The sequence below is a fragment of the Stenotrophomonas sp. AN71 genome, from assembly GCF_050435725.1.
Taxonomy (GTDB): domain Bacteria; phylum Pseudomonadota; class Gammaproteobacteria; order Xanthomonadales; family Xanthomonadaceae; genus Stenotrophomonas.
In genome coordinates, this window is sequence record NZ_JBNDKU010000019.1 from 1 (window position 1) to 24,052 (window position 24,052).

The 24,052-nt window shown below is 66.7% G+C and carries 12 protein-coding genes and 1 riboswitch; of the genes, 4 read left to right on the top strand and 8 right to left on the bottom strand.

The window, feature by feature from the left end:
- Positions 1–133 precede the first annotated feature (133 nt).
- The 3 genes from ABH900_RS19805 to ABH900_RS19815 all read right to left on the bottom strand — a co-directional run bounded on the left by ABH900_RS19805 (position 134) and on the right by ABH900_RS19815 (position 4,937).
- On the bottom strand, positions 134–1,543 hold the full coding sequence (locus tag ABH900_RS19805) for a coniferyl aldehyde dehydrogenase (protein ID WP_429624920.1): 1,410 nt from the start codon (positions 1,541–1,543) through the stop codon (positions 134–136).
- Positions 1,544–1,733: 190 nt separating this feature from the next.
- A complete protein-coding gene (locus tag ABH900_RS19810; protein ID WP_429624922.1) occupies positions 1,734–3,395 on the bottom strand; it encodes an MFS transporter in 1,662 nt (553 codons plus the stop codon).
- A gap of 99 nt (positions 3,396–3,494) precedes the next feature.
- Positions 3,495–4,937: a DcaP family trimeric outer membrane transporter gene (locus tag ABH900_RS19815; RefSeq protein ID WP_429624923.1), complete on the bottom strand. Its 1,443-nt coding sequence runs from the start codon at positions 4,935–4,937 to the stop codon at positions 3,495–3,497.
- Between the two features lie 245 nt (positions 4,938–5,182).
- Between ABH900_RS19815 and acs the strand changes: the two genes are divergently transcribed.
- Both acs and ABH900_RS19825 read left to right on the top strand, forming a co-directional pair.
- Complete coding sequence (acs, locus tag ABH900_RS19820) at positions 5,183–7,126, top strand: acetate--CoA ligase (protein ID WP_429624925.1); 1,944 nt, start codon at positions 5,183–5,185, stop codon at positions 7,124–7,126.
- 94 nt (positions 7,127–7,220) lie between these two features.
- Positions 7,221–7,886: a response regulator transcription factor gene (locus ABH900_RS19825; protein ID WP_429624927.1), complete on the top strand. Its 666-nt coding sequence runs from the start codon at positions 7,221–7,223 to the stop codon at positions 7,884–7,886.
- Between the two features lie 51 nt (positions 7,887–7,937).
- Here the strand turns inward: ABH900_RS19825 and ABH900_RS19830 are convergent, their stop codons facing one another.
- From ABH900_RS19830 to ABH900_RS19840, 3 genes are all read right to left on the bottom strand, one after another.
- Positions 7,938–8,513 (bottom strand): manganese efflux pump MntP family protein, encoded by a 576-nt coding sequence (locus ABH900_RS19830; RefSeq protein ID WP_107232655.1) that lies wholly within the window; start codon positions 8,511–8,513, stop codon positions 7,938–7,940.
- 89 nt (positions 8,514–8,602) lie between these two features.
- Positions 8,603–8,692, bottom strand: a riboswitch (yybP-ykoY riboswitch).
- 138 nt (positions 8,693–8,830) lie between these two features.
- A complete protein-coding gene (locus tag ABH900_RS19835; RefSeq protein WP_429624929.1) occupies positions 8,831–12,289 on the bottom strand; it encodes a hybrid sensor histidine kinase/response regulator in 3,459 nt (1,152 codons plus the stop codon).
- A gap of 227 nt (positions 12,290–12,516) precedes the next feature.
- A complete protein-coding gene (locus ABH900_RS19840) occupies positions 12,517–14,664 on the bottom strand; it encodes a S46 family peptidase (RefSeq protein WP_429624931.1) in 2,148 nt (715 codons plus the stop codon).
- Between the two features lie 126 nt (positions 14,665–14,790).
- Here ABH900_RS19840 and ABH900_RS19845 point away from each other — a divergent pair, with 126 nt between their 5' ends.
- Both ABH900_RS19845 and ABH900_RS19850 read left to right on the top strand, forming a co-directional pair.
- Positions 14,791–16,479, top strand: a complete 1,689-nt coding sequence (locus tag ABH900_RS19845) for an Hsp70 family protein (RefSeq protein WP_429624932.1) — start codon at positions 14,791–14,793, stop codon at positions 16,477–16,479.
- The gene (locus ABH900_RS19850; protein WP_429624933.1) at positions 16,476–17,996 is read left to right on the top strand and encodes a heat-shock protein; all 1,521 of its coding nucleotides are present in this window, start codon (positions 16,476–16,478) and stop codon (positions 17,994–17,996) included. Before ABH900_RS19845 ends, ABH900_RS19850 begins: the two co-directional genes overlap by 4 nt.
- Before the next feature lie 92 nt (positions 17,997–18,088).
- On the opposite strand, the gene ABH900_RS19855 is transcribed toward ABH900_RS19850, so the two are convergent.
- On the bottom strand, positions 18,089–21,952 hold the full coding sequence (locus ABH900_RS19855) for a translocation/assembly module TamB domain-containing protein (protein WP_429624934.1): 3,864 nt from the start codon (positions 21,950–21,952) through the stop codon (positions 18,089–18,091).
- On the bottom strand, positions 21,949–23,745 hold the full coding sequence (locus ABH900_RS19860) for an autotransporter assembly complex protein TamA (RefSeq protein WP_429624954.1): 1,797 nt from the start codon (positions 23,743–23,745) through the stop codon (positions 21,949–21,951). Before ABH900_RS19860 ends, ABH900_RS19855 begins: the two co-directional genes overlap by 4 nt.
- Between the last annotated feature and the right edge of the window lie 307 nt (positions 23,746–24,052).

Consider the following 24,052-nt stretch of genomic DNA (forward strand, 5'->3'; position numbering starts at 1 on the left):
TTTTTGGCCTGCCCTGGTGGCCTTCTGGGGGGGGGGGTGGCGGGGGGGGGGGGGGGGGGGGGGGGGGGGGGCGCGCCCCCCCCCCCCCCCCGCGGCCCCCCCCCCCCCCGGGGGGGCCCCCCCGCCCCCGGCACTACCGCAACAGGAATCGCAACAACCCCGCAATCTTCGAATACGGCGGCCGCAGCCGGTCGCTGGCTGCCCAGCGCGACTGCCACAGCACCGGCAGCCGCTTGCTCATCGCATCGAACCCCGCCCGGCCGTGGTACGCACCCATGCCACTGGCGCCCACGCCACCGAACGGCAGGCCATCGGCGGCGAAATGCAGCAGCGTGTCATTCACGGTCACCCCACCGGCCACCACCTGATCGAGGATGCGCTCCACCGTCGCGCGGTCATGGGTGAAGGGGTACAGCGCCAGCGGCCGGTCGCGGGACAGCACGTCGGCCAGCGCAGCCCCCAGATCGGGATAGGCGCGCACCGGCAGGATCGGCCCGAAGATCTCATCACGCATCAGGTCAAGGTCGTCCGGCGGGTCCAGCACCACGGTCGGTACCAGCAGGCGCTCACGGTCGGCGCGCACGTCATCCACCTGTGCCAGCGGGATGACCGGCACGCCGCGTTCGCGCGCCTGCGCCAGGTAGCCCTGCAGGCGCCGGTACTGGCCTTCGTTGATGATCCGTGTGTAGTCGTCGGCATCGCTGAAGTCGCCATAGCGCTCGCGTACCTGCTGCTGCAGCGCCTGTACGAACTCGCGCTGGCGCGCGGTATCGATCAGCACGTAATCCGGCGCGATGCAGGTCTGGCCGGCATTGAACCACTTGCCGGTGGCCAGCCGCGCGGCGGCCTTGTCCAACGGGAAATCACGGCAGACGATGGCCGGCGACTTGCCGCCCAGTTCCAGCGTGACCGGCACCAGATGCTCGGCAGCGGCGGCCATCACCTTGCGGCCAACCGCCGTGGAGCCGGTGAACAGCAGGTGGTCCAGTGGCAGCGAGGAGACTGCCGCGGCTACATCCGCCCCACCCTGCACCACCGCCACGCGATCAGGCGGAAACACGCTGGCCAGCAGATCGGCCAGGAACGCACTGGTGCGTGGCGTGTGTTCGGAAGGCTTCAACAGCACGTGGTTGCCGGCGGCAATCGCGGTGGCCAGCGGCACCAGTGCCAGCGTGACCGGGTAGTTCCACGGTGAGATCACCCCGACCACGCCCAGCGGTGTTGGTCGCAGCTGGGCCCGTGCCGGCCACAGCTTCCAGCCGGCCGACGCGCGCTGCGGCTTCGACCAGCGCCGCAGGTACCGGCGCAGGTGATCGATGGCCGACAGCACGCTCATGCCGTCGGCCAGCTTCGACTCGACATGGGCGCGGTGGCCGAAGTCCTCGGCGATGGCCGCAACCATTTCGTCCATGCGCGCCTTCAGCGCCTCACGCAGGCGGCGCAGGTCGGCTTCGCGCTGGTCGAGCGTGGGGCGCTGCGCCTGCCAGGCATTGCGCAGGGTACGCAGGATGGCAGGGAGGTCGGATGGGTCAATGGTGGTCATGGGGCGACTATACGGGGTGCGGCTTCGGATGCTTATCAACCGCGATGACGGCGTTGCGATCCGCATCTGCTCGTCTGCGGGCTTCTGTGCCGCGCCTTGCGCGGTCGCCGAGCATGGCTCGGCGCTACAAGGGAAACGAAAAGGCCGTGGTCTACACCACGGCCTCTCCTTCATCCGATGAACATCATTCCTACTTGGTGATATCCACGTTCTTCGTCTCGTGCAGGAACAAGCCGCCCACCACCACCGACATCAATGCGATGGCGATCGGGTACCACAGGCCGTAGTACAGGTTGCCGGTGCCGGCCACCAGCGCGAACGAGATGGCCGGCAGGAAGCCACCGAACCAGCCGTTGCCGATGTGGTACGGCAGCGACATCGAGGTGTAGCGGATGCGGGTCGGGAACAGTTCGACCAGGTAGGCGGCGATCGGGCCGTACACCATGGTCACGTACAGCACCAGCAGCCACAGCATGAAGATCGTGCCGGCGATGTTGATGCGCGAACCATCGGCCTTGGCCGGATAGCCGGCGGTGGTCAGGGCGGTCTTCAGTTCCGCACCGAACGCATCGGCCTTGGCCTTGCCGTCTTCCTTGCTCAGGCCGGCGGCCTCATACGAGGTGACGCTGGCGCTGCCCACATTGACCATCGCCAGCGAACCAGCGGCAGCGGGCTGCACGTCGTACGGCACACCGGCCTTGGTCAGCGCGGCGGTGGCCACGTCGCAGGAGCTGGTGAACTTGCGCAGGCCAACCGGATCGAACTGGAACGAACAGGTGTTCGGATCGGCCACGACCAGGGCCGGCGAGCTGCTGCGGGCCTCTTCGATGGCCGGGTTGGCGAAGTGGGTCAGGCCCTTGAAGATCGGGATGTAGGTGATGGCGGCCAGCAGGCAGCCGGCCAGGATGATCTTCTTGCGGCCGATACGGTCGGACAGCCAGCCGAAGAAGATGAAGAACGGCACGCCCAGCGCCAGCGCGGCGGCGATCAGCAGGTAGGAGGTGGTGGCATCGACCTTCAGCATGCTGCTCAGGAAGAACAGCGCGTAGAACTGGCCGCCGTACCAGACCACGGCCTGGCCGGCCGCAGCGCCGAGCAGGACCAGCAGCATCAGCTTCAGGTTGCCGCCCTTCAGGCTGTCCCGGAACGGGGTCTTGGAGCCCTTGCCTTCCGATTTCATCTGCTGGAACAACGGCGACTCGCTCAACTGCAGGCGGATCCACACCGAGATGCCCAGCAGCAGGATCGAGACCAGGAACGGAATGCGCCAACCCCAGGCTTCGAAGGCTTCATTGCCCAGGAAGTAGCGGCAGGCCAGGATGATCAGCAGCGACATGAACAGGCCGAGCGTGGCGGTGCACTGGATGAAGCTGGTGTACAGGCCACGCTTGTCATCCGGCGCGTGCTCGGCCACGTAGGTGGCAGCACCACCGTACTCGCCGCCCATCGCCAGGCCCTGGGCCAGCCGCAGCACGATCAGGATCACCGGCGCGGCAAAGCCAATCGTGGCGTAGTTGGGCAGCACGCCGACCAGGAAGGTCGAGATGCCCATGATCAGGATGGTGACCAGGAAGGTGTACTTGCGGCCGATGCGGTCGCCAAGGCTGCCGAAGAAGGCCGCGCCGAACGGACGCACGAAGAAGCCGGCGGCGAACGCCAGCAAGGCGAAGATCATGCCCGTGGTTTCATTGACGCCACTGAAGAACTGCTTGGCGATGATGGCGGCGAGCGAGCCGTACAGGAAGAAGTCGTACCACTCGAACACCGTGCCGAGGCTCGATGCGAAGATGACCTTCTTGTGGCCCTGGGTCAGGGTGCCCGCTTTGTGTGCGGCGCTGGGTGTGCTGGACATGGGACGCTTTCCCTCTGTGGATGCCGACCTGGGTCGGTGGGTGCCGACCGTTGGTCGGCACTCAATCTCGGTAGGTACCGGCCGTTGGCCGGCACTCTCTTAGAAGCTGTACTTGGTGGTGAACTGCAATCGGGTGATGTCACCCTTGTTGCCGTTCTCGATCTCGCGACGGCCGTACATCAGCTCGGCGCCGATATCGACCTTTGGCAGCGGCGAATAGAAGATGTTGCCGCGGATGCTCTGCACGCTCTTGGTCACCAGCGGACCGAGCACACTGTCGTTGTCGTAGTCGCTGCGTGCGTAGATCAGGTTGGTGCGCAGTTTCGGCGAGAACGCGTGCCGCCAGCCCACGTAGCCAGCGATCACGCCGGTCGGGTTGAGCTCGTCGCGGGCCACGTCATAGGCGCTGTCGGCAGTGATGCCCAGACCGATATAGCGCGCGATGCCTTCGCCGCCGGTCAGCTGGTAGTGCAGCGAATCGCTGTCACCCATCACCCACTTGCCGCCCAGGGTGAGGCCGCCGGCCACCTTGTCGGCCTTGGCGCCGGTGGCCTGGTTGTCGACCTTCAGCTGGCGCACGATGCCGCCGACACCGAAGGTGCCCCAGGCGCCCTTCCAGCCGTAACGCATCGTCAGGTCGGGCAGGCTGCCGCGGTCGGAGTTGGCGCTCGCGTTGGTCCAGGCGCCGGTGACCAGGTTGCGGGTACCGGTGAGGGTGGTGGTTTCCGGGTTTTCCAGCGCGACGCTGAAGCCGCCCTGGGTGTAGCGCACCTGGGCCTGGCGCACGAAGATCACGCCGTCGGTGGGGCCGACGAAGTCGACCGCTTCCGGCAGCGACGCCGCGTCCATGAAGTTGGACCAGGTCTGGCCCGCCATCCAGTTGTTCCAGTACATGTAGGCATGGCGCAGGGTCACGCCATAGGTGTTGGTGGCGGTCTGGTTGCCCAGCGAGTTGCCGAAGAAGTCCATCTCGAAGAACGCACCGGCCTTGTTGCCCGATTCGCTCACGTTGTCGATGCCCAGGTTGAAGCGCGAGAACTTGGCGTGGGCATTGAAGTCGGTGCCCGAGCGCTTGCCGGTGCCGCCGGCGCCTTCCACCGGGGTCTGGCCCGGCAGGTACAGCGAACGGCCGGTGGCGTCGTCGGCCAGCTGGCCGTCGCTGGTCTGGGTGGCCAGGAAGTCGGCCTTGATGAAGCCGCCGATCTTGACCGTAGTGCCCGGCGCCGCGCCCGGGGTGATGGTGGTGACCTGGATCGGCTGCTTGCCGGCCGGCACCGAAGCAACCGGCTTCTGCTCGGCCTGCACGGTGCGCACCTCGGTCACCGCCTGCTGGGTCTGGCTGATCTGGGTCTGCTGTTGTTGCTGTGAAGACAGCAGCAGCTGGACCTGGCGCTCCAGTTCGGCGACGCGCGTTTCCAGTGCCCGCTCTCGCGAGGTGCTCCCTTTGGCGGTCTCTGCGAACGCCATGCCCGGTGCGACCAGGGCGACCAACAGGCAGGCCGCCAAAGGTGTGCGCACGGTTTTCAACGTACGGTGGCTCATGTTGCCCTCTCTCCCAAGTGGCAAGGTGATGCCGCGCGTGGGGCACGGTCGAGCCGAGACTGCGGGGCGTTTATGTATAGCGGCTATTCGCCATTGGTCGAAGCCGCCCCTGTTGGGCGCTCACTTTCGACCATGGTCTAACCAAGGTGGTGACGCGGCCGGGGGTGGATGGGGCAAACTGAGGGGCATCGGTCGCCGCAATGCTGCGACCGCACACACAAAGTCAACGTGCAAGTGAGGGTGCCATGGCTGATATCTACCCCGTCGATCCGCAGTTCGCCGCCAAGGCACGCATCGACAAGACGTCCTACGAACAGCAATACCAGGCTTCAGTGACCGACCCGGATCGTTTCTGGGGCAAGGCCGCCGAGCGCCTGGACTGGATGCGCAAGCCGACGAAGATCAAGAACGTCAGCTACGACCTGTCTGATTTCCACATCAAGTGGTTCGAGGACGGCGAACTCAACGCCAGCGTGAACTGCCTGGATCGCCAGCTGGAGAAGCGCGGCGACAAGACCGCCCTGCTGTTCGAGCCGGACGGCCCGGACGCACCGGCCCAGCACGTGACCTATCGCGAGCTGTACGAGCGCACCTGCCGCCTCAGCAACGCGCTGCGCAATCTCGGCGTCAAGAAGGGCGACCGGGTCACCATCTACCTGCCGATGATCGTCGACGCCGCGGTGGCCATGCTGGCCTGCGCACGCATCGGTGCGATCCACTCGGTGGTGTTCGGTGGCTTCGCGCCGAACTCGATCGCCGACCGCGTCAGCGACTGCCAGAGCAAGCTGATCATCACCGCCGACGAGGGCCTGCGCGGTGGCCGCCGGATTCCGCTGAAGGCCAACGTCGATGCGGCGCTGAAGCTGCCCGGCACCAATACCGTGGAAACCGTGCTGGTGGTGCGTCACACCGGCGGCGCGGTGGACATGCAGGCACCGCGTGACCGCTGGTTCCACGATGTGGTGGACAGCCAGCCGGCCACCTGCGAACCGGAACGCATGAACGCGGAAGATCCGCTGTTCATCCTCTACACCTCCGGCTCCACCGGCAAGCCGAAGGGCGTGCTGCACACCACCGGCGGTTACCTGCTGTACGCGGCCTACACCCATGAAGCGGTGTTCGATCTGCGCGAGGACGACATCTACTGGTGCACCGCCGACGTCGGCTGGGTCACCGGCCACAGCTACATCGTGTACGGGCCGCTGGCCAACGGCGCGACCTCGCTGATGTTCGAAGGCGTGCCGAACTACCCCGATACCTCGCGCTTCTGGAATGTCATCGACAAGCACAAGGTGACCATTTTCTACACCGCCCCGACCGCCATCCGCGCCCTGATGCGCGAGGGCGAGGAGCCGGTGAAGAAGACCTCGCGTGCGTCGCTGCGCCTGCTCGGCAGCGTCGGTGAGCCGATCAACCCGGAAGCCTGGCGCTGGTACTACGACGTGGTTGGCGACAGCCGCTGCCCGATCGTCGATACCTGGTGGCAGACCGAAACCGGCGGCATCCTGATCTCGCCGCTGGCCGGCGCAATGGATCTGAAGCCGGGTTCGGCCACCCTGCCCTTCTTCGGCGTGCAGCCGGCGCTGGTCAATGCCGATGGCGAGATCAAGGACGGTCCGACCGAAGGCAACCTGATCATCCGCGATTCCTGGCCGGGCCAGATGCGCACCGTGTACGGCGACCATCAGCGTTTCATCGATACCTACTTCCGCACCTACCCGGGCAGCTATTTCACCGGCGACGGTTGCCGCCGCGACGAGGACGGCTACTACTGGATCACCGGCCGCGTCGACGACGTGATCAACGTGTCCGGTCACCGCATCGGCACCGCCGAAGTGGAAAGCGCGCTGGTCTCGCACCCGAAGGTGGCCGAGGCCGCCGTGGTCGGTTTCCCGCATGACGTGAAGGGCCAGGGCATCTACGCCTACGTGACCCTGGTGGCCGAAGAGGCCCCGAGCGACGAACTGCAGAAGGAACTGGTCGCCTGGGTGCGCAAGGAGATCGGCCCGATCGCCACACCCGACCACCTGCAGTGGGCGCCGGGCCTGCCGAAGACCCGCTCGGGCAAGATCATGCGCCGCATCCTGCGCAAGATCGCCGAGAACGCGCCGGACCAGCTTGGCGACACCTCGACCCTGGCCGATCCGTCGGTGGTGGCCTCGCTGGTGGACGAGCGCAAGGTACGCTGATGCAGAACCCGGGGTCGGATCCCTTTCCGCAAGGAAAGGGCTCTGACCCCAAGGGCTTGGCCCCCGAACAGTTTCCCCACGGTTCCCCCCGACCATGACCACCCTCCTGATTGCCGATGACCACCCGCTGTTCCGCGAAGCCCTGCGTGGGGCAGTCCAGCGGGTCATCCCCGGCGTGCAGCTGTTCGAGGCCGACAGCGTGGAAGCGCTGTATGCGCTGGCCGACCAGCACAACGACGCCGACCTGGTCCTGATGGACCTCAACATGCCTGGTGCGCAGGGTTTCAACGCACTGGTGCACATGCGCTCGCTGCACCCGCACCTGCCGGTGGTGGTGGTATCCGCGCGCGAAGAAGCCACGGTGATGCGCCGCGCGCTCGACCACGGCGCGCTGGGCTTCATTCCGAAGTCGGCCGACTCGGACACCATCGGCCATGCGCTGGGCACCATCCTCGATGGCGAAACCTGGGCGCCGCCGGAAGCGCACAACGTTCCACCGACCGGCAACGAAGAGCGCCAGGTTGGCCAGCGCCTGCGCGAACTGACGCCGCAGCAGTTCCGCGTGCTGCAGATGCTGGGCGCCGGCCGCTTGAACAAGCAGATCGCCTATGACCTCAACGTCTCCGAAGCGACGATCAAGGCGCACGTCACCGCCATCCTGCGCAAACTGGGCGTGACCAACCGCACCCAGGCGGTGCTGATGGCCGGCAAACTGGCCATCGACGACGACGCCATCGTGCTGCCGCCGGAAGAAGACTGATCCTGATGGACTACGGAGCCGAGCATGGGCTCGGCTCTACAGGGGTGGGCGTTACCCCACACCGTGCAGGTGCTCGTACAGGATCGTCGCACCGATGATCACCAGGATCACGCCACCGATGATCTCGGCGCGCTTGCCGACCATGCTGCCCAGCACGCGCCCGAGCATGATGCCGACGGTGACCATGGTCAGCGTGCACAGGCCGATGACCGCCGCCATCACGCCGATATGCACGTCCATGAAAGCCAGGCCGATACCCACCGCCATCGCATCGATGCTGGTGGCGAAGCCAGTCAACGCCAGCTTCCAGAAGCCGTGGTGCTGCGAGGGATCTTCTTCTTCCTCGGCGTTGTCCGGGCGCAGACCGTTGTAGATCATGTGGATGCCCAGTGCGCCGAGCAGGCCGAAGGCAATCCAGTGGTCGAAGGCTTCGACGTACTGCAGGGCGGCACGGCCGAGCAACCAGCCGATGATCGGCGTGATCGCCTCGATGACGCCGAAGATGATGCCGGCGCGCAGCGCATCGCGGAACACCGGCTTGCGCATGGCGGCACCCTTGCCGATCGCCGCGGCGAAGGCATCGGTGGACATGGCAAAGCCGATCAGGAGGATCGAAATGGGGGACATTGGCGGCTGCTGAAGGTCGGGCAAGGACGGACGCACGGCTCGCGCTCGCGCCCAACCTGACGTTGCGCGCGCGGGCCGCTGGTCTCGCCAACCATCATGGTTGTCCACGCCACGGCGCACTGGCCGAGTATGTTGACGTGGACGATTCCTGCGAAGGAATCCGGCTACTCCCCAAGGGGACGCGCAGCTTAGCACCGCGATCTGCGCGTGGCGCATTTCCAGGCAAACGCGCAGGCATGGCTGGTTTGTATAGCGATGGCTATATCAGTGCCGCGCTGCGCGGGCGCCAAGCGTAGGCTCGGCTCTACAGTTGCCAGTCAGGCATCGCCGTTGCCGGCGTCGCGCAGCGCGCCCAGGAAGGCGCGCAGCGAGGCCGGCTTGATCGGCTTGGTCAGTACACGGTAACCGCGCTCGCGTGCCATCCGCTTCAGCTCGTCTCGGCCATCGGCGGTCAGCAACGCGCCGTGCAACGGATAGCCGGCGGCCTCGCGCAATGCCACCAGCGCGTCCAGGCCATCCATGCGGTCATGCAGGTGATAGTCCACCAGCATCACCTGCGGGCGCTCGGAGATCTTCTCCAGCGCCTGGTCGACCGTGGCGGCGGTGATCACCTGCACCTGCCAACGGCCGAGCAGCGCGCGCATGCCGTCGAGGATCTCTTCGTCGTTGTCCACGCACAGCACGCGCAGGCCGGCCAGCGCATCGCTGCGCACCGATGCGGCCGCGGCCGGCACCGGCAGGGTCGGTTCGGTGTAACCGGGCAAGGGCGCCACTCGTGGCAGGATGATCGAGAACATCGACCCGCTGCCAACCCGGCTGCGCGCGTTGAGGCGATGGTCGAGCAGGCGCGAGATGCGCTGGCAGATCGACAGGCCCAGGCCCAATCCCTGTTCGCCCCAGTCGAACGGCTGCTGGTAGCGATGGAACTCGTCGAAGATCTGCCGCATGTGGTGCTCGGGAATGCCGGGGCCGGTATCCCATACCTGCAGCTCCACTTCATCTCCGCGATGACGCACCGCCAGCACGATGCGACCCTGGCGGGTGTAGCGCAGCGCATTGGCCATGAAGTTCTGCAGCACACGGCGCAGCAGCCGGCGATCGCTACGCACCCAGGCGGGCCGCGCGAACAGGTCCAGGCGCAGGCCACGACCCGCTGCGACCGGCGTGTACTGCGCGGCCAGTTCGCGCATCAGTGCACTGACGTCGAACTCGCCGATCACCGGGTGCAGGCCACCGGCATCCAGCCGCGACACATCCAGCAGGCCATCGAGCAGCTCTTCGGCCGCGCGCAGCGATGCATCCACGCGTTCGGCCAGGTGCTTCTGCTCGTCACTCACATGGTCGCTGTCGCGCAATGCCGAGGCGAACAGCCGCGCCGCGTTCAACGGCTGCAGCACGTCATGGCTGATCGCGGCCAGGAAACGGGTCTTCGACTGCTGCGCGACCTCGGCCTCGTGCGAGCGCTCGGCTACGCGCTGTTCCAGCGTCTCGTTGGCTTCCAGCAGCGCCTTTTCCGCGTGCTTGTAGTCGGTGATGTCGTTGTAGCTGGTCACATAGCCGCCACCGGGCAGTGCCTGGCCGCGCATTTCGATCACTTTGCCGTCGCTGCGCGTGCGTTCGAACACGTGCGGCGAACCGGCGCGCATGTAACCGATGCGGCGGTTGATCTGGACTTCGATATCGCCCTCGCCCAGCTCACCACGCTCGGCGTTGTAGCGGATCAGGTCGGCCACTGGACGGCCCACGTAGAGCATGCCGTCGGGGTAACCGAACATGTCCTGGTAACGGCGGTTCCATGCGGTCAGGCGCATGTCCGGATCGACCACGCTGACCCCGGCGCTGATGTTCTCCAGCGTCGTCGACAGGATCTCGCGGTTGAAACGCAGTTCCTGCCCGGCTTCGTCCAGCACCGCCACCACTTCGCCCAGGTCCATGCCCGAGCCACGCAGCAGGCTGGTCAGCAGCAGGCGCGCCGACGCCGCACCAATCGACGCGGCCAGCAGGCGTTCGGTGAACTGCACCCAGGGCCGGTCAGCTGGTGCCGACGACTGCAGCTCGCGTCCCAGCGACTGCGCCTGTTCGAAGAACGAGCGCCGGGCATGGCGTTCACCCACCACGCGCGAAGCCAGCGCCAGCAGATCACCCACATGCACGTGGCCTGGCCAGCCACCGGCCACCGAAGGGCGTTCGGCATAGGGGTCAAGGAACGGCGCGGCGCGCAGACGCTCGTCCACGCCCGGGCGCCAGCGCGCGGACACCAGCATCATGGTCGCCGCATTGACCAGCAGCGACCAGAATGTGCCGTGGGTCAGCGGGTCCCAGCCGGTCATGCCGAACAACTGCTGCGGACGCAGCCAGGTGATGCCGAACGGGCCGTTCTGCACCCAGCCCTCGTCCATCCAGCCTGCCATGGTCATCGCCGGCAGCAGCAGGGTGTACAGCCAGGTGGCGAAGCCGAGCAGCATGCCGGCCTCGACGCCACGGCGGCTGGCGCCCCGCCAGTACAGGCCACCGATCAAGCCGGGCGCGAACTGCGCCACGGCCGCGAACGCCATCAGGCCATAGGACGCCAGCGTGCTGTCGTTGCTGCTGCTGCGGTAGTAGCTGTAGGCCATCAGCGCCAGCAGCAGGATCGCCAGGCGGCGGATCCACAGCACGCGCGACGCGACGTCGGCCGCCTCCTGGTGATCGCCACTGCGACGCAGCAGCACCGGCATCACCAGGTCGTTGCTGACCATCGTTGCCAGCGCGATCGACGACACGATGACCATGCCGGTGGCCGCCGAGAAGCCGCCCACATAGGCGATCAACGCCAGTGCGTTGCGCCCTTCGGCCAGCGGCAGCGCCAGCACCATCGAATCATCGGCCACGCTGCCACCGGTGCCGAACAGGCTGACACCGGCGGTGGCGATCGGCAGCACCATGGCCGAGATCAGCACCAGGTACCCGCCGAACATCCAGCGCGCACGGCGCACGTCGCGTACATCGCCACACTCGACCACGGCCACATGGAACTGGCGTGGCAGGCAGACGATGGCCAGGAAGCTGAGCAGGGTCTGCGAGATGAAGCCCACCGGCGGCAGGCCGGTGAACAGCGTATGCACCGACTCCACCACGGCTTCATTGCGATCACTGAGCCAGACATAGGCGAACACGCCCACTGCCACCATCGCCACCAGCTTGATCACCGACTCCAGCGCGATCGCCAGCATCATGCCGTGGTGGTGTTCGGTGGCATCCACCTGACGGGTGCCGAACAGGGTGGCGAACAATGCCATCAGAAGCGCCACGTACAGCGCCGGATCGCTGAAGAAGCCGGTCGGCCCGGTATTGCCGGTCAGCACCTGCAGGCTCATCGCCACGGCTTTGTACTGCAACGCCAGGTACGGAATGATGCCGATCAGCGCGATGATCGCCACCAGCGCCGCCAGCCGCCGCGAGCGGCCGAAGCGCGAGGAGATGAAATCGGCGATGGAGACCACGTTCTGGCTGCGCGCGATCAGCGCCAGGCGCTCGATGATGCGCCAGCCGAACAACAGCAGCAGCAGTGGACCGATGTAGATCGGCAGGTAGCCGACGCCATTGCGCACGGCGGTGCCCACCGCACCGTAGAAGGTCCACGAGGAGCAGTACACGGCCAACGCCAGGCTGTACACCACCGGCCGCAGCCACGGCCGATCGGGGTACATCGGCCGGCGGTCACCCCACCACGCCACGCCGAACAGCAGCGCGGCATAGGCAACCGAGACCAGCAGCAGGATCCAGCTGGAGACCACGCGTGCGCTTCCGTCAGAGCAGGGGCCAGTAGATCACGACCGTTGGTGGTGATGGTAGGTCACGACCGTTTGTCGCGAAGGTGGGTCACGACGGTGGGTCACGACCGTTGGTCGTGACGGAAGCCTCCGTGCCCACCAACGGTGGGCACCCACGTTGGGGGCAACCACCCCCACCAAGGTGGGGGCCTACGCGGTGCGGGCCACGACCGTTGGTCGTGGCCGGCTTCTTACTGGGCCGGGACGCCCATTTCCTTCAGCAGTTCCGGTGCCGGGTAGACCTTGGCCAGCAGCCAGCGCAGGTAGCGCATGTCCACATGCACCGCACGCTTGTAGCGCGGGTCGAACCACCAGCTGGCGCTGACCGATTCCCAGTTGCTGTCGAAGTTCAGGCCGATCAGTTCACCCTTGGCGTTGAGCACCGGCGAGCCGGAGTTGCCGCCGGTGGTGTCCAGGTTGGTCAGGAAGTTGACCGTCTGGGTCTTCAGCGCCGGATCGGCGGTGCTGCCGAAGTCACCCTTGGCGATGGCCGCCAGCAGCGGCTTGGGTGCGTCGAACGGATAGGCGTTGGTGTTCTTCTCGACAATGCCGGCCACCGTGGTCACCGGCGAGTAGGTCACGCCGTCGCGCGGATGCAGTGCTTCCACCTTGCCGTAGCTGATGCGCAGGGTACGGTTGGCATCCGGGTACACCGCGCGGCCCTGCTTGGCGCGCCAGGCAAACAACGCCTGCATGTAGGCCGGGCGCAGGCGCAGCTGCTCGCCCTCGCGGGTCTTGCTCTCGTTCTCGATGCGCAGCTGCGCGGCCACCAGCGGGCCGGCCACGGCGATCAGCGGATCGGCGGCCAGTGCCTTGCCTTCGCGGGCCGCGGTGAAACGGGACAGGCGCTGTGCCTCGTCACCCAGCTGGGTGCCGGTGTACAGGGCATCGAGTGCCTTGGCCAGGTGTTCCGGGGTACGGCCGAAGGCCGTATCGAACTCGGCCACGCGCTGCGCGTCCGGCAGCTGCTGGTAGCGCGTCAGCAGGGTGGTCAGCAGGGCCTTCTCGACCTCTGGTGCGTAGCGGCGCTGGACCTGCTTGAGCACGCCTTCGATCATCGCCTGGTCGCGCTGCTGGTAACCACTCTCGCGCTGCGCGTCCGGCTTGGCCGACTCGATGCGCAGGCGTTCCAGCAGCAGCGCCGAGCGCAGCAGCTGGCTCTGCGCGGCCATCTGCTCCAGCAGCAGGTCACGCTCGCCCACCGCCGCACCCTGCGACAGGTTGGCCAGCAGTGCCTTGATGTCGCCCTGGTACTTGCGGTCGGTGGCGGCCAGCATGGCCGTCTCGTCGGCGGCACGCTGGGCCTTGGCGTCGCTGCGCAGCAGGCCTTCCAGCTCACCAGCAGCGCGCTTGCGGTTGTTCTTCAGCGACTGCAGCTGCGAGGCATAACGGGTGCGCGCCTGCGCATCCTTGGCACTGGCAGCCTCGATGGTGTCGATCATCTGCTGGAACACCGACACGCGGCGCGGCAGCACGGTGTCGATCTGGCCGGCGAATTCGGCGGCGGTGCGGTGGCGGTAGGTGATGCCCGGGTAACCGGCCAGCATCGCGTAGTCGCCCTCCTTCGGGCCTTCCACCGACATCTGCAGGTGCGCCGGTGCCTGGTAGGGCACGTTGTCCTTGCTGTAGGCGGCCGGCCTGCCGTCCTTGCCAACATAGGCGCGCAGCAGGGTGAAGTCGCCGGTGTGGCGCGGCCACATGAAGTTGTCGATCTCATCACCGTAATTGCCGATCGCACGCGGCGGCGCGTACACCAGGCGCACGTCGCTCAGCTCCAGCTGGGCGATGCGGTAGAAGTCGGTGCCGTAGTACATGTTGGCCACCGAGCAGCGCACGCTGCCGTCCTTCTCGCACTCGGCCACGATCTGCTTGCTGGCCGCATCCACGGCATCGAAGTAGGCACGGCCGGTCTTGCCACGGGCCTGCGCCAGCACCTGGTCGGTCACCTTGTCGAAGCCGACGGTGACCAGTACGCGGAAGTCCGGGTTGGCCGGGCGCTCGTCGGCGCGGCCGTTGGCGATGAAGCCGTTGTCGATCAGGTTGTGCTCGGGCGAGCTGTTGTACTGGATCACGCCCATCGCCACGTGGTGGTTGGTCAGCAGCAGGCCGTCAGCGGATACGAACGAGCCGGTGCCACCACCGGCACGCACCACCGCGCTCAGCGGCGGCGCGGTGACGTTGGCCAGGTCGCCCGGATTGCCCTTGAAACCGGCCGCCTGCAGCGGCTTGGCCAGCTCCGGCAACTGCGTCGGCATCCACATGCCTTCATCGGCATGGGCACCGGCGGCGAGGGTCAGGCCCAGGGCCAGGGCGGTGGGAAGGGCTTTGCGTGGCGACATGAGGCAATCCGGTACGACAGAACAGCCCGGGACCATAGCCGCTGGGGCGCTGTCGGGCAACGCCCGATAGTCAGGCCTGCGCCGCGCTCCTAGAATTGCCGTTTTCTGCACATCGGACGTTCGCAGATGATCGTCGGCATCGATCTTGGCACCACCCATTCCCTCATCGGCATGCACACGGCAGCGGGGCCGCAGCTGTTCCCCAATGCCCATGGCGAGCTGTTGACCCCTTCGGTGGTCAGCCTCGTCGATGGTGCCGTACTGGTCGGCCAGCCGGCCCGTGACCGCCTGGTCAGCCATCCGCAGCAGACCGTAGCCCATTTCAAGCGCTGGATGGGCAGCGACCGTGAGACCCGGCTGGGTGAGCGCACGTTCCGCGCCGAGGAGCTGTCGGCGATGGTGCTGCGCTCGCTGCTGGCCGACGCCGAAGCGGCCCTGGGCTGCAAGGTCGAGGAGGCGGTGATCAGCGTACCGGCCTACTTCTCCGACGCCCAGCGCAAGGCCACCCGCGCCGCCGGCGAGCTGGCCGGCATCCGTGTCGAGCGCCTGATCAATGAGCCTACGGCCGCCGCGCTGGCCTATGGACTGCAGGAGCGTGACGGCGAAGGCCGCGTGCTGGTGCTGGACCTGGGCGGTGGCACCTTCGACGTCTCCATCCTGGAACTGTTCGACGGCGTGATCGAAGTCCATGCAAGCGCCGGCGACAATTTCCTGGGCGGCGAGGACTTCCTGCAGGTGCTTGTGCAGGCCTTCCATGCCGACCAGGGCACGTCCGCCAGCGACCTGTCCCCTGCCGAGCAGGCGCAGCTGCTGCGTCGGCTGGAACTGTTCAAGCGCGAACTCAGCCAGAGCGGCACTGCCAGCCTGCAGTTGCCCCTGGCCGGCAGTGAACGCCAGTGGCAGCTGGATGAAGCACGCTACAACCAGCTCTGTGAGCCACTGCTGCTGCGCATGCGCACACCCATCGAGCGCGCGATCCGCGACGCCCGGCTCAAGCCGGAGGCGCTGGACGACATCATCCTGGTCGGCGGGGCGGTACGCATGCCGATGGTCAGCAAGCTGGCGACCCGCATGTTCGGCCGGCTGCCGCTGCGCCACGTCCATCCGGACCAGGCGATTGCATTGGGTGCCGCCGTTGCTGCCGGACTGAAGGCGCGCGACGAATCGCTGCGCGAGATCGTACTGACCGATGTCTGCCCCTACACGCTGGGCACGCAGGTGTCCCGCCAGGATGCTTCCGGTGGCGAGCGCAGCGGCTATTTCCACCCGATCATCCAGCGCAACAGCGTGGTGCCGGTCAGCCGCGAGGACCGCTTCTTCCCGCTGCACGAGCGGCAGCGCGCGGTCGTGATCGATGTCTACCAGGGCGAGAGCCCGATGGTCGATCGCAACATCAAGCTGGGCGAGCTGACCCTGCCACTCACGCACCGCGGCCCACTGCACGAACGCAGCGTCACTGCCCGATTCACCTACGACGTGAATGGGTTGCTGCAGGTCGAGGTCACCGAGGACGCTACCGGCAAGCGCCACGAGCTCATCCTGGAACAGAATCCCGGCGTATTGTCGCCGACCGAGATCGAACAGCGGCTGCATGCCCTGCAGAACCTGAAGGTCCATCCGCGCGACGCGCAACCGAACCTGGCAGTTGTTGCCCGTGCCGAGCGATTGTATGAGGAACTCATCCACCATCGCGAACAGCTGCAATCGTGGCTCAGCCACTTCCGTCATGTACTGGACGGCCAGGATACGGTCACCGTCGAGCGATATCGTCGTGAACTGACAGAGGCCCTCGACGCACTGGAGCGTGACGCGTGAGTTGGGCGCTGCAGGTCCTGGAACTGGACGCATCGGCCGACGAGCGCGCGATCAAGCGCGCCTATGCGAAGCGCCTGCGGGTGACCCGGCCCGACGGAGATCCGGAGGCCTTCCAGCAACTGCACGAGGCCTACCAGGCCGCTTTGCAATGGGCGCGTGGGCGTGCACATTGGGATGACGACGCGCTGGGCGGCCTGGACGACGTCATTGCGGTGGACGGCTCCGCCCAGGCGGCTCCGCTCCTGCAGGCCCACTTCCCGCATCCATCGCCAGAATCGCCGGACATGGATACGGCCAGGCTCGACGCGCTGCTGCCGTTCGAAGGCCGACCCGCTCCCAGCCACGGGCCAGCGCACACCAGTGCCCCGATGCCGGTGGAGGCCACGCCGGACGACACGGTGGAGCCCGCACTGGACCTGCATCGTTTCGCACGTCTGGTAGTGGACACCGCGGCTGACAGCGACCCCGACAGCTTCGAACGCTGGTTGGCAACGCGGCAGGAGCTGTGGTCACTGACCGACAAGCAGCGGATCGGCGACACCGTGCTGCAGATCCTGCTGCGTCAGGGAGCACCAGTGTGTGCGGAGAACTTCGATCTGCTGGACCTGTGCTTCTGCTGGAATGAAATCGGCAGTGACATCGATCCCTTCGAGATCCATCTGCGGCGCGAACAGCTGCACCACTACTGGCGGCTGCAGCCGCACAATCATGCCGCGCTGGTCGCCTGCCTGGATCGCCCGGAAGCCCCTGTGTCTGCGCAGGAAGCCCGCGTCCGCATGGAGCGACTCACCCGACCCTGGCACCGACTGGAGGCCCTATGGACCGCCTGCATGCCCGGTCGTGTGGAAACCATGCGGCGTACTCTGGAACTGCTGGGCGTGCACTACGCCCAAGATGTGTTGCCACCGTTGAATCCAGACCAGGTAGCGTTCTGGCAGATCCTGTCGCAGCCCAGGAAGGTCACGCCGCTGAAGATGCAGCTTGGTGTGATGCGCAGCATCCTGTGCGCCCTGATACTGCTGCTGGTCCTGGGGGCGCTGGCCCTGGCGGACGACCCGTCGCGACCGCGCAACCACGGCATGGCCAGCATCGGCCAGGTCGCCCTGTACGGTGGACTTGCCGTGCTCATCGGAGGCTCCCTGCTGCTGCCCCTGGGCGGGCTGATGCAGTGGCAATGCGCGCCTGAGCATCCACGCCAGCACAGATGGCTGCCTAGGCTGCTGCTGGTCCCACTGTTGGCGATCGGGGCACTGCTGCTGATGCAGGTGGCCGACGCACGTCTGGTCGGTGGCATCCTGGCCTGGGCGACGTTGCTGCTGGCTGCGATACGTCTGTGGGCACGCAGCAGCATCGAGTTCGAGCTTCGACCATGGATGGCCTTGCTCGCCATCCCCATGGTGAAGATCGGGGCCCTGGCCCTGATGATCGGTGAAGTCGCTGCGGTCCTGGCCATGGCCGTGTGGACAATCGACGCCGTCATCCATGCCCGGCCGAAGCCGGAACCGCACGGGTACTGACAGCCGGCAGCGTCAGGTAGGCGGGCAGGCCCCGCCCCTGTCGAGGTGGAGCGACGCCCGGCGTCGCTGCCACCTCCACGCATGGCGTGGATCTACTTCTCCCTTCTCCAGTTGATCGAACCGCGGTTTTCCACCGTGCTCGACTCCACTTCCACGTCGAAGCCGCGACGCAGCAGATATTTGAGCGTGATCACCGAACCGGCACCGACCAGCGACACGCCATAGCCGACGTACAGCTTGGGCGAAATGTACTTGCCGACGCCGATGACCGAGCCACCCAGCGCGCGCGACTGGCTGACGCCGGCGTCGTCCAGGCCCAGTTTGGCGCCCAGCTGCGAGGCGAGCAGGCCGCTGCCGGCCGACAGCGCCGCCGAGGCCGCGTTGACCTGCTGGGTCTGGTCGCTGCTGGCACCGGTCAGGCTGCGGCCCAGCACCAGGTAGGCCAGCGCCTCGGACTGCGACATCGCCGGGTCGGACCACACATCCGCGCGCGGCTGCTGCGCACGCCCGGTCACGTCAATGCCGGCGGTGACATCACCCACGCGGCGTTCGGCACGGATATTGACGCGCGGGTCGGACACCGCGTTGTAGTTCCAGGTGAGGTTGCCGCGGGTGATGGTCAGGTCCTGGCCATAGGCCTTGTAGCGGCCACTCACCTCAAGCCCGCCATTGGCGGTCATCTCACGGCCGGGCTTGGCCCAGACCTGCATCTTGCCGGTGAGCGCGCCCTTCAGGCCGAAACCGGTCATCTTCACCTTGTCGCCGAGGCTGACCGTCAGGTCCATGTCCAGCGGCGAGGTGCGCGATTCTTCAGGATCCACCGGGTCGAGCACCACCACGTCTTCAGACACCGAGGTACCGCGGTCCAGGCGTTCGAGATCGATATCGGCCTCGGGCACATGCACGGTGCCACGCAGCTCCATCGCCGCCTTGGCCAGGGTGAAATCGAGGTTGGGATTGGCGACGATGCGCAGTTCGCTGGTGTTGGACAGCAGCACGTTGTCGCCGTGGATCTTCAGCTGCAGCGGCTGTGCATCACCGAACCACGACAGGCCACCGTCCACGTACAGCGTGCCCTGGCCGGAGTTCGCCTGCGCCGTGATCTTGGCCGAGCCGTCAGGCTGGGCCACGAAGCTGCCCTTGCCCTGGTCGAAGGTCAGGCCCAGCGCCGGGAATTCGCCCTTGAAGTTGCTCAGCTGCGCATCACCGCCCAGCGACGGCTGGCCACGGGTACCACGCAGGCTGACGTGGCCTTCGATCAGGCCGGTCGGGCGCACGATGTCCGGCGAGAACAGCTCCAGCCAGTACAGCCGCGACATGTTGAGGTAGAGCTCGCCGTTCAACGGCGCACTGGCCTCCCAGCCGGTCTGCATCTTCGCGTCGACGAAGCCGTTGCCCTGGAAGCCCATGCCCAGGTAGCCCTTGATGCTGGCCGGTGTCATGTCGAGCTTGAGCGAGAACTGGTCATAGCGCACCAGTTCGCCGCGGGAAGCATCACCCACCGTGTTGCGGTTCTCGCCCAGGCGCACGCCGCCTTCCTTCGAGCGCACTTCCACATGACCTTCCCAGGCGTTTCCACGCGGGCGGATCTGTGCGTCCAGGCTGACATCGCCACGCAGGTAGATGCGGCGGCCGGACTGCGGCGGCAGCCACGGCTGCACCAGGGCCAGCGGCAGCGCCTCACTGCGCACCACCAGGCCCTCGCGCGGCCAGTTGGCCTGTGCGCACAGCGCGCCGCTGCTGGCGGCCGCCAGGCAGGCTTCGCTCAGCGTGTAGGTGCCACCGTTGATCGCAAACGCCGCCGGCGCACGCAGCGCCCAGGCATCGCCCTTCACGGGTGCGATGCGCAGCGATGCCAGCTCGCCACGCCACTGCGCGCCCTGCTGGCGCAGGCTGCCCTGCAGTTCGATCGCGCCCATCTCGTTGCGCGTCTGCGCAGCCAGGCGCAGGTTGGAGACACTGCCCTGCGCGTCGATGTTCAGCCGCTCCAGCAACATGCCGGCGTTGACCTGCTGGCCCTGCACGGCCAGCGTGCCGCTGTCGCCGCGCCACGGCAGATGGCCCTTGATGCTCACGCTTTCGGCGCCGTAGCCATCCCAATTGAGGTTGTTGCCCACCAGGTCGGCGGTGATGTCCGGCGCATCACGCTGACCCTTCACCTGCACCTGGCCGCGCAGGCCACCGTCGGCCCCTGGCAGCAGGTCGCTCAGCTGCAGCGGTTCGAAACGCGCATCGATGTCGAGGCGGTCGCCGACCTTGCCCGACGCGGTCACCCGGCTGCTGCCCAGCGTCAGTTTCAGCTCGCCCTGGCCCTGCTCGCCCTGCAGCGCGAACTTGCCCTGCGCGTCGAGATTGCGCTGGCGCAGCATGCCCTTCAGCGACGGCAGGTCCACCGTGGCTTCCAGTGTTCCGGCAGTGCCCGGTGCAGCACTTGCCGGCGGCGGCAGCTGGCGGCCCTTGGACGCCAGGTTGCCGGACAGACGGCCATTCCAACCCGGAGCGAAATAGCCGGGGTCGAAGTCCTTCAGTGTGGCCTTGGCGTCCCAATCCAGCTGCGGCGCCCACGCCACCTGGCCTTCCACCTGCAACTGGCCGCCCGGCGTCTGCGCCTGCAGCTGGTGGATCGAGGCGGCCTGGTCGTTGCCGCGTACATCGAAGCGCAGCTGCGCCTTCTGCGCATCACGCTCGACCTCGGCACGGCCGATCGCTGCCCAGGCCTTCAACGTACCGGCCAGCCCGAAGCGCGCTTCCTTCAACGTGACCGGCACCGGTGCGCTGCCGGCAGTGTTCGGGTCCGGCGCCGGCACATACGTCAGGTTGCGCGCCACCACCGAGAAATCGAGCGTCTGCTGGTCTTCCTTGCTGAAGTCGGCGGTGCCTTCCAGCCGCGCCTCGCCGCCCAGGCCCTTCACCAGCAGCGGCGAAACCTTCAGCACCTGGTCCTGCAGTGACACCACCGACGGTGCCAGTTCCAGTTCCTGATCGCCCTGCTTCACCTTGCCGTGCAGGTTGGCGTTGCCGCCCTTGCCGGCGGCCGTGAAGTCCAGTGCCAGCGGTGCGATCGCCGAGCTCGCCAATGCGGGCGACAGCAGCGCCAGATCCAGCTCGTCGCTGCGCACGCTGGCATTCCAGGTCGGATCGGTCCGCCCATCGAACACCAGCATCGCATGCAGCGGCTTCGGTGCACGTCCCGCCACGGCCACTTCCATGTGCGCCAGGTCGCCGCGTGCCACCAGTCCAACCGTCGCAGCGGTACGCCCACGCGGTGCCGGCAGCACCGCTGTGACCGTCACGTCGGTGTCGTAGTCCTTGGCCGGGATATAGCGGCCCTGGGCGGTGAAATTGCCCATGTCGCTGTCCACGACCAGTTTGTGCGCCTGGAACTCGCCGTTGGCGATTTCGATGCCACCGCGCACGCGGCTGATGTCGATCACCGGCTCGTTGGCCTGGCTGATGCGGAACCCGTCGATGGCGATGGCATCGGCCTGGATCGCCAGCGGCATCTCGATCTGCGGCAGCGAATCGGGCCACGACGGCAGCTTGAACGGCTCATCGCTCTTGGCCAGATTCAACGTAGCGTTGGTCAGCTCCAGCTTGTCCAGCAGCAGCTTGCGGCCGAGCAGCGGGCGCAGGTCCGGCTCCAGGTGCGCGCGTTCTGCATGGAAGTGGATGTCGTTGTAGCGGAAGTCGACGTTGTACAGAGTCAGCGGACCGGCTACCGGGCCATCCACTTTGTCCCAGGTGAAGCTGGCGCCGACCGGCAGGCGCGCCACCACCTGTGCCAGCAGCACGTCACGGCCGGCCACGGTCTGCAGCAACCAGTACACCGCCAGCAGTGCCAGCAGCACCAGTCCGATCACGCCCACGCCAGACCACGCCCAGAAGCGGCGGCGGCGGTAGAAACGCACGCGCCGCGGCGGCGGCGGAGTGGTCGGGGTCGATGCGGGCGTGCTCACAGGTCCGCTCCGATGTTCAGGTACAGCTGGAACTGCGAATCGGGGTTGTTCAGGCCATGCGCGATATCAATGCGCACCGGGCCCACCGGCGATTTCCAGCGCACGCCGAAGCCGACGCCGGTGTGCAGGTCGATGGTGTTGTCGAAGGCGCTGCCGGTATCGACGAACACCGCCGCGCCCCACGGGCCACCCTTGAAATAGTGCTCGTACTCGGCCGAGCCGATCACCAGGTTCTTGGCGCCCAGCGCGTACTTGTCCGGCGCCGGCGTGCGCGGGCCGACCTCACGGTAGGCATAGCCGCGGATGCTGCGATCGCCGCCGGCGAAATAGCGCAGGCTCGGCGGCATCGCCACCAGATCGCTGGTCCAGGTGGTGCCACCTTCGCCACGCAGGATCAGGCGGTTGCTTTCCCCTACCGGGATGTACCAGCGCAGCACCGCGTTGGCCTGCACGAAACTGGTATCCGAGCCGGCGCCTTCGATACCCGCGCGCATCGTCGCCGTACCGCTGATGCCCTTGCGTGGGAACATCTGGTCGTCAACGTTGACGTAGTCGGCAACCATCTGCGGATACACCAGCGTCGAGGTGTTGTAGACCGCGTCGGTGAATTCGGTGCCGGAGGCATAGCGCCAGCGCTCGCGCAGTGCGTTGATCGACGCGATCGCGGTCCAGTGCTCGTTGATCTCGCCGCTGCGGCTGGCGATCAGCTTGAAATTGCGCAGATCGATGTAGTCGGTCTGCTCGTCATAGGCACTGGCGGCGAAGGTGTACCAGCCATCAAGCCAGTTGAACGCCGGGATGCGGTAGCTGGTGACCAGGCTCTTGCGCTTCTGCGCATAGTCCAGCTGCGTGTTCATCTTGTGGCCGCGGTTGTTCAGGAACCGCCGCTCGATGCCACCGCGCACACCCGGGCCGCTCTCGCTGCCGTAGCTCAAACCGGCGGTGTAGATGGTGCGCTTGGCGCGGGTCAGCTTGACGTCCACCGGCACTTCGCCGTTCTCATCGGCCTCGTCCGGCCGCGGCTGGATGTCGATCACGCTGAAGTAGTCCAGCTTGGTCAGCGACTGCCGCAGGCGGTCCAGCTTGCCCTCGTGGTAGTAGCTGCCCTGGTCCCAGTACACCAGCGGATCGAACAGCTTGTCGACGAAGTAATCCTGCTCGAAGTGCACCGGGCCCATGTTGTAGCGGCGGCCGCTGTCCCAGGTCAGATCGATGTCGGCGGCATTGTCGGCACGGGTGATCTGCACCTGGCGCTGGGTGTAGTCGGCATCGAAGTAGCCACGCTCGGCCAGGCGGCGGGTGACGGTGATCTTGCTGGCTTCGTACTGGGTGTGCTCGAAGCGCTGGCCCTTGCGCGGCTTGAATGCGGCCAGGTCATCCTGCAGGTACTGGTCGTACATCGCCGGGCCGGTGATGTCGATATGCTCGCGGCGCACGGTCACCGGGGTGCCCTTGTCCACGTGGATCAGCACCCGCACGTGCTCGTCCTCGCGCGGCGCCTCGACCTTGATCACCGGGTTGTAGTAGCCGAACGGCTCCAGCGCCTGGCGGGTCTGCCGCTCGGCCTGTGACAGCAGGTACTCCAGGCGAGATTCGCCTTGTTCCTTGCCGATCGTGTCGTACAGCGACAACGATTCCTGGATGTTCTCGATGATTGCGGCGTCGTCGCCCTTGTCCAATCCCTTGATGTCCACCTTGTCGATGGTGCCGCGCGCGTGGACCACGGAAGTGGCGGCCAGCGACAGGACCATCAGCGGCAGGGCGTATTTCTTTGGCTGCATGCGGCACAGCATACCGACCGGAGGTGACGATGCGAAATGCATCACGCCATTGGGGATCGGTTGTTAAGTTGCGGTCAAAATACGCGCCATTGTGGCGATCATCGCGATGGCAGGCGTCCATGCCGGCATCGTGCGCGATGCCGGCGATGACCCCGATGGACATCGATGGGTAGCGCCGGGCCATGCCCGGCGAGCGCACGGCGCGGCCTGCAGAAGAGCCGCCGGGCATGGCCCGGCGCTACCGATGGATCATTGCCGGTAGATCCACGCCATGCGTGGAGTTGCCCAGTAGATCCACGCCATGCGTGGATCGCGGCCC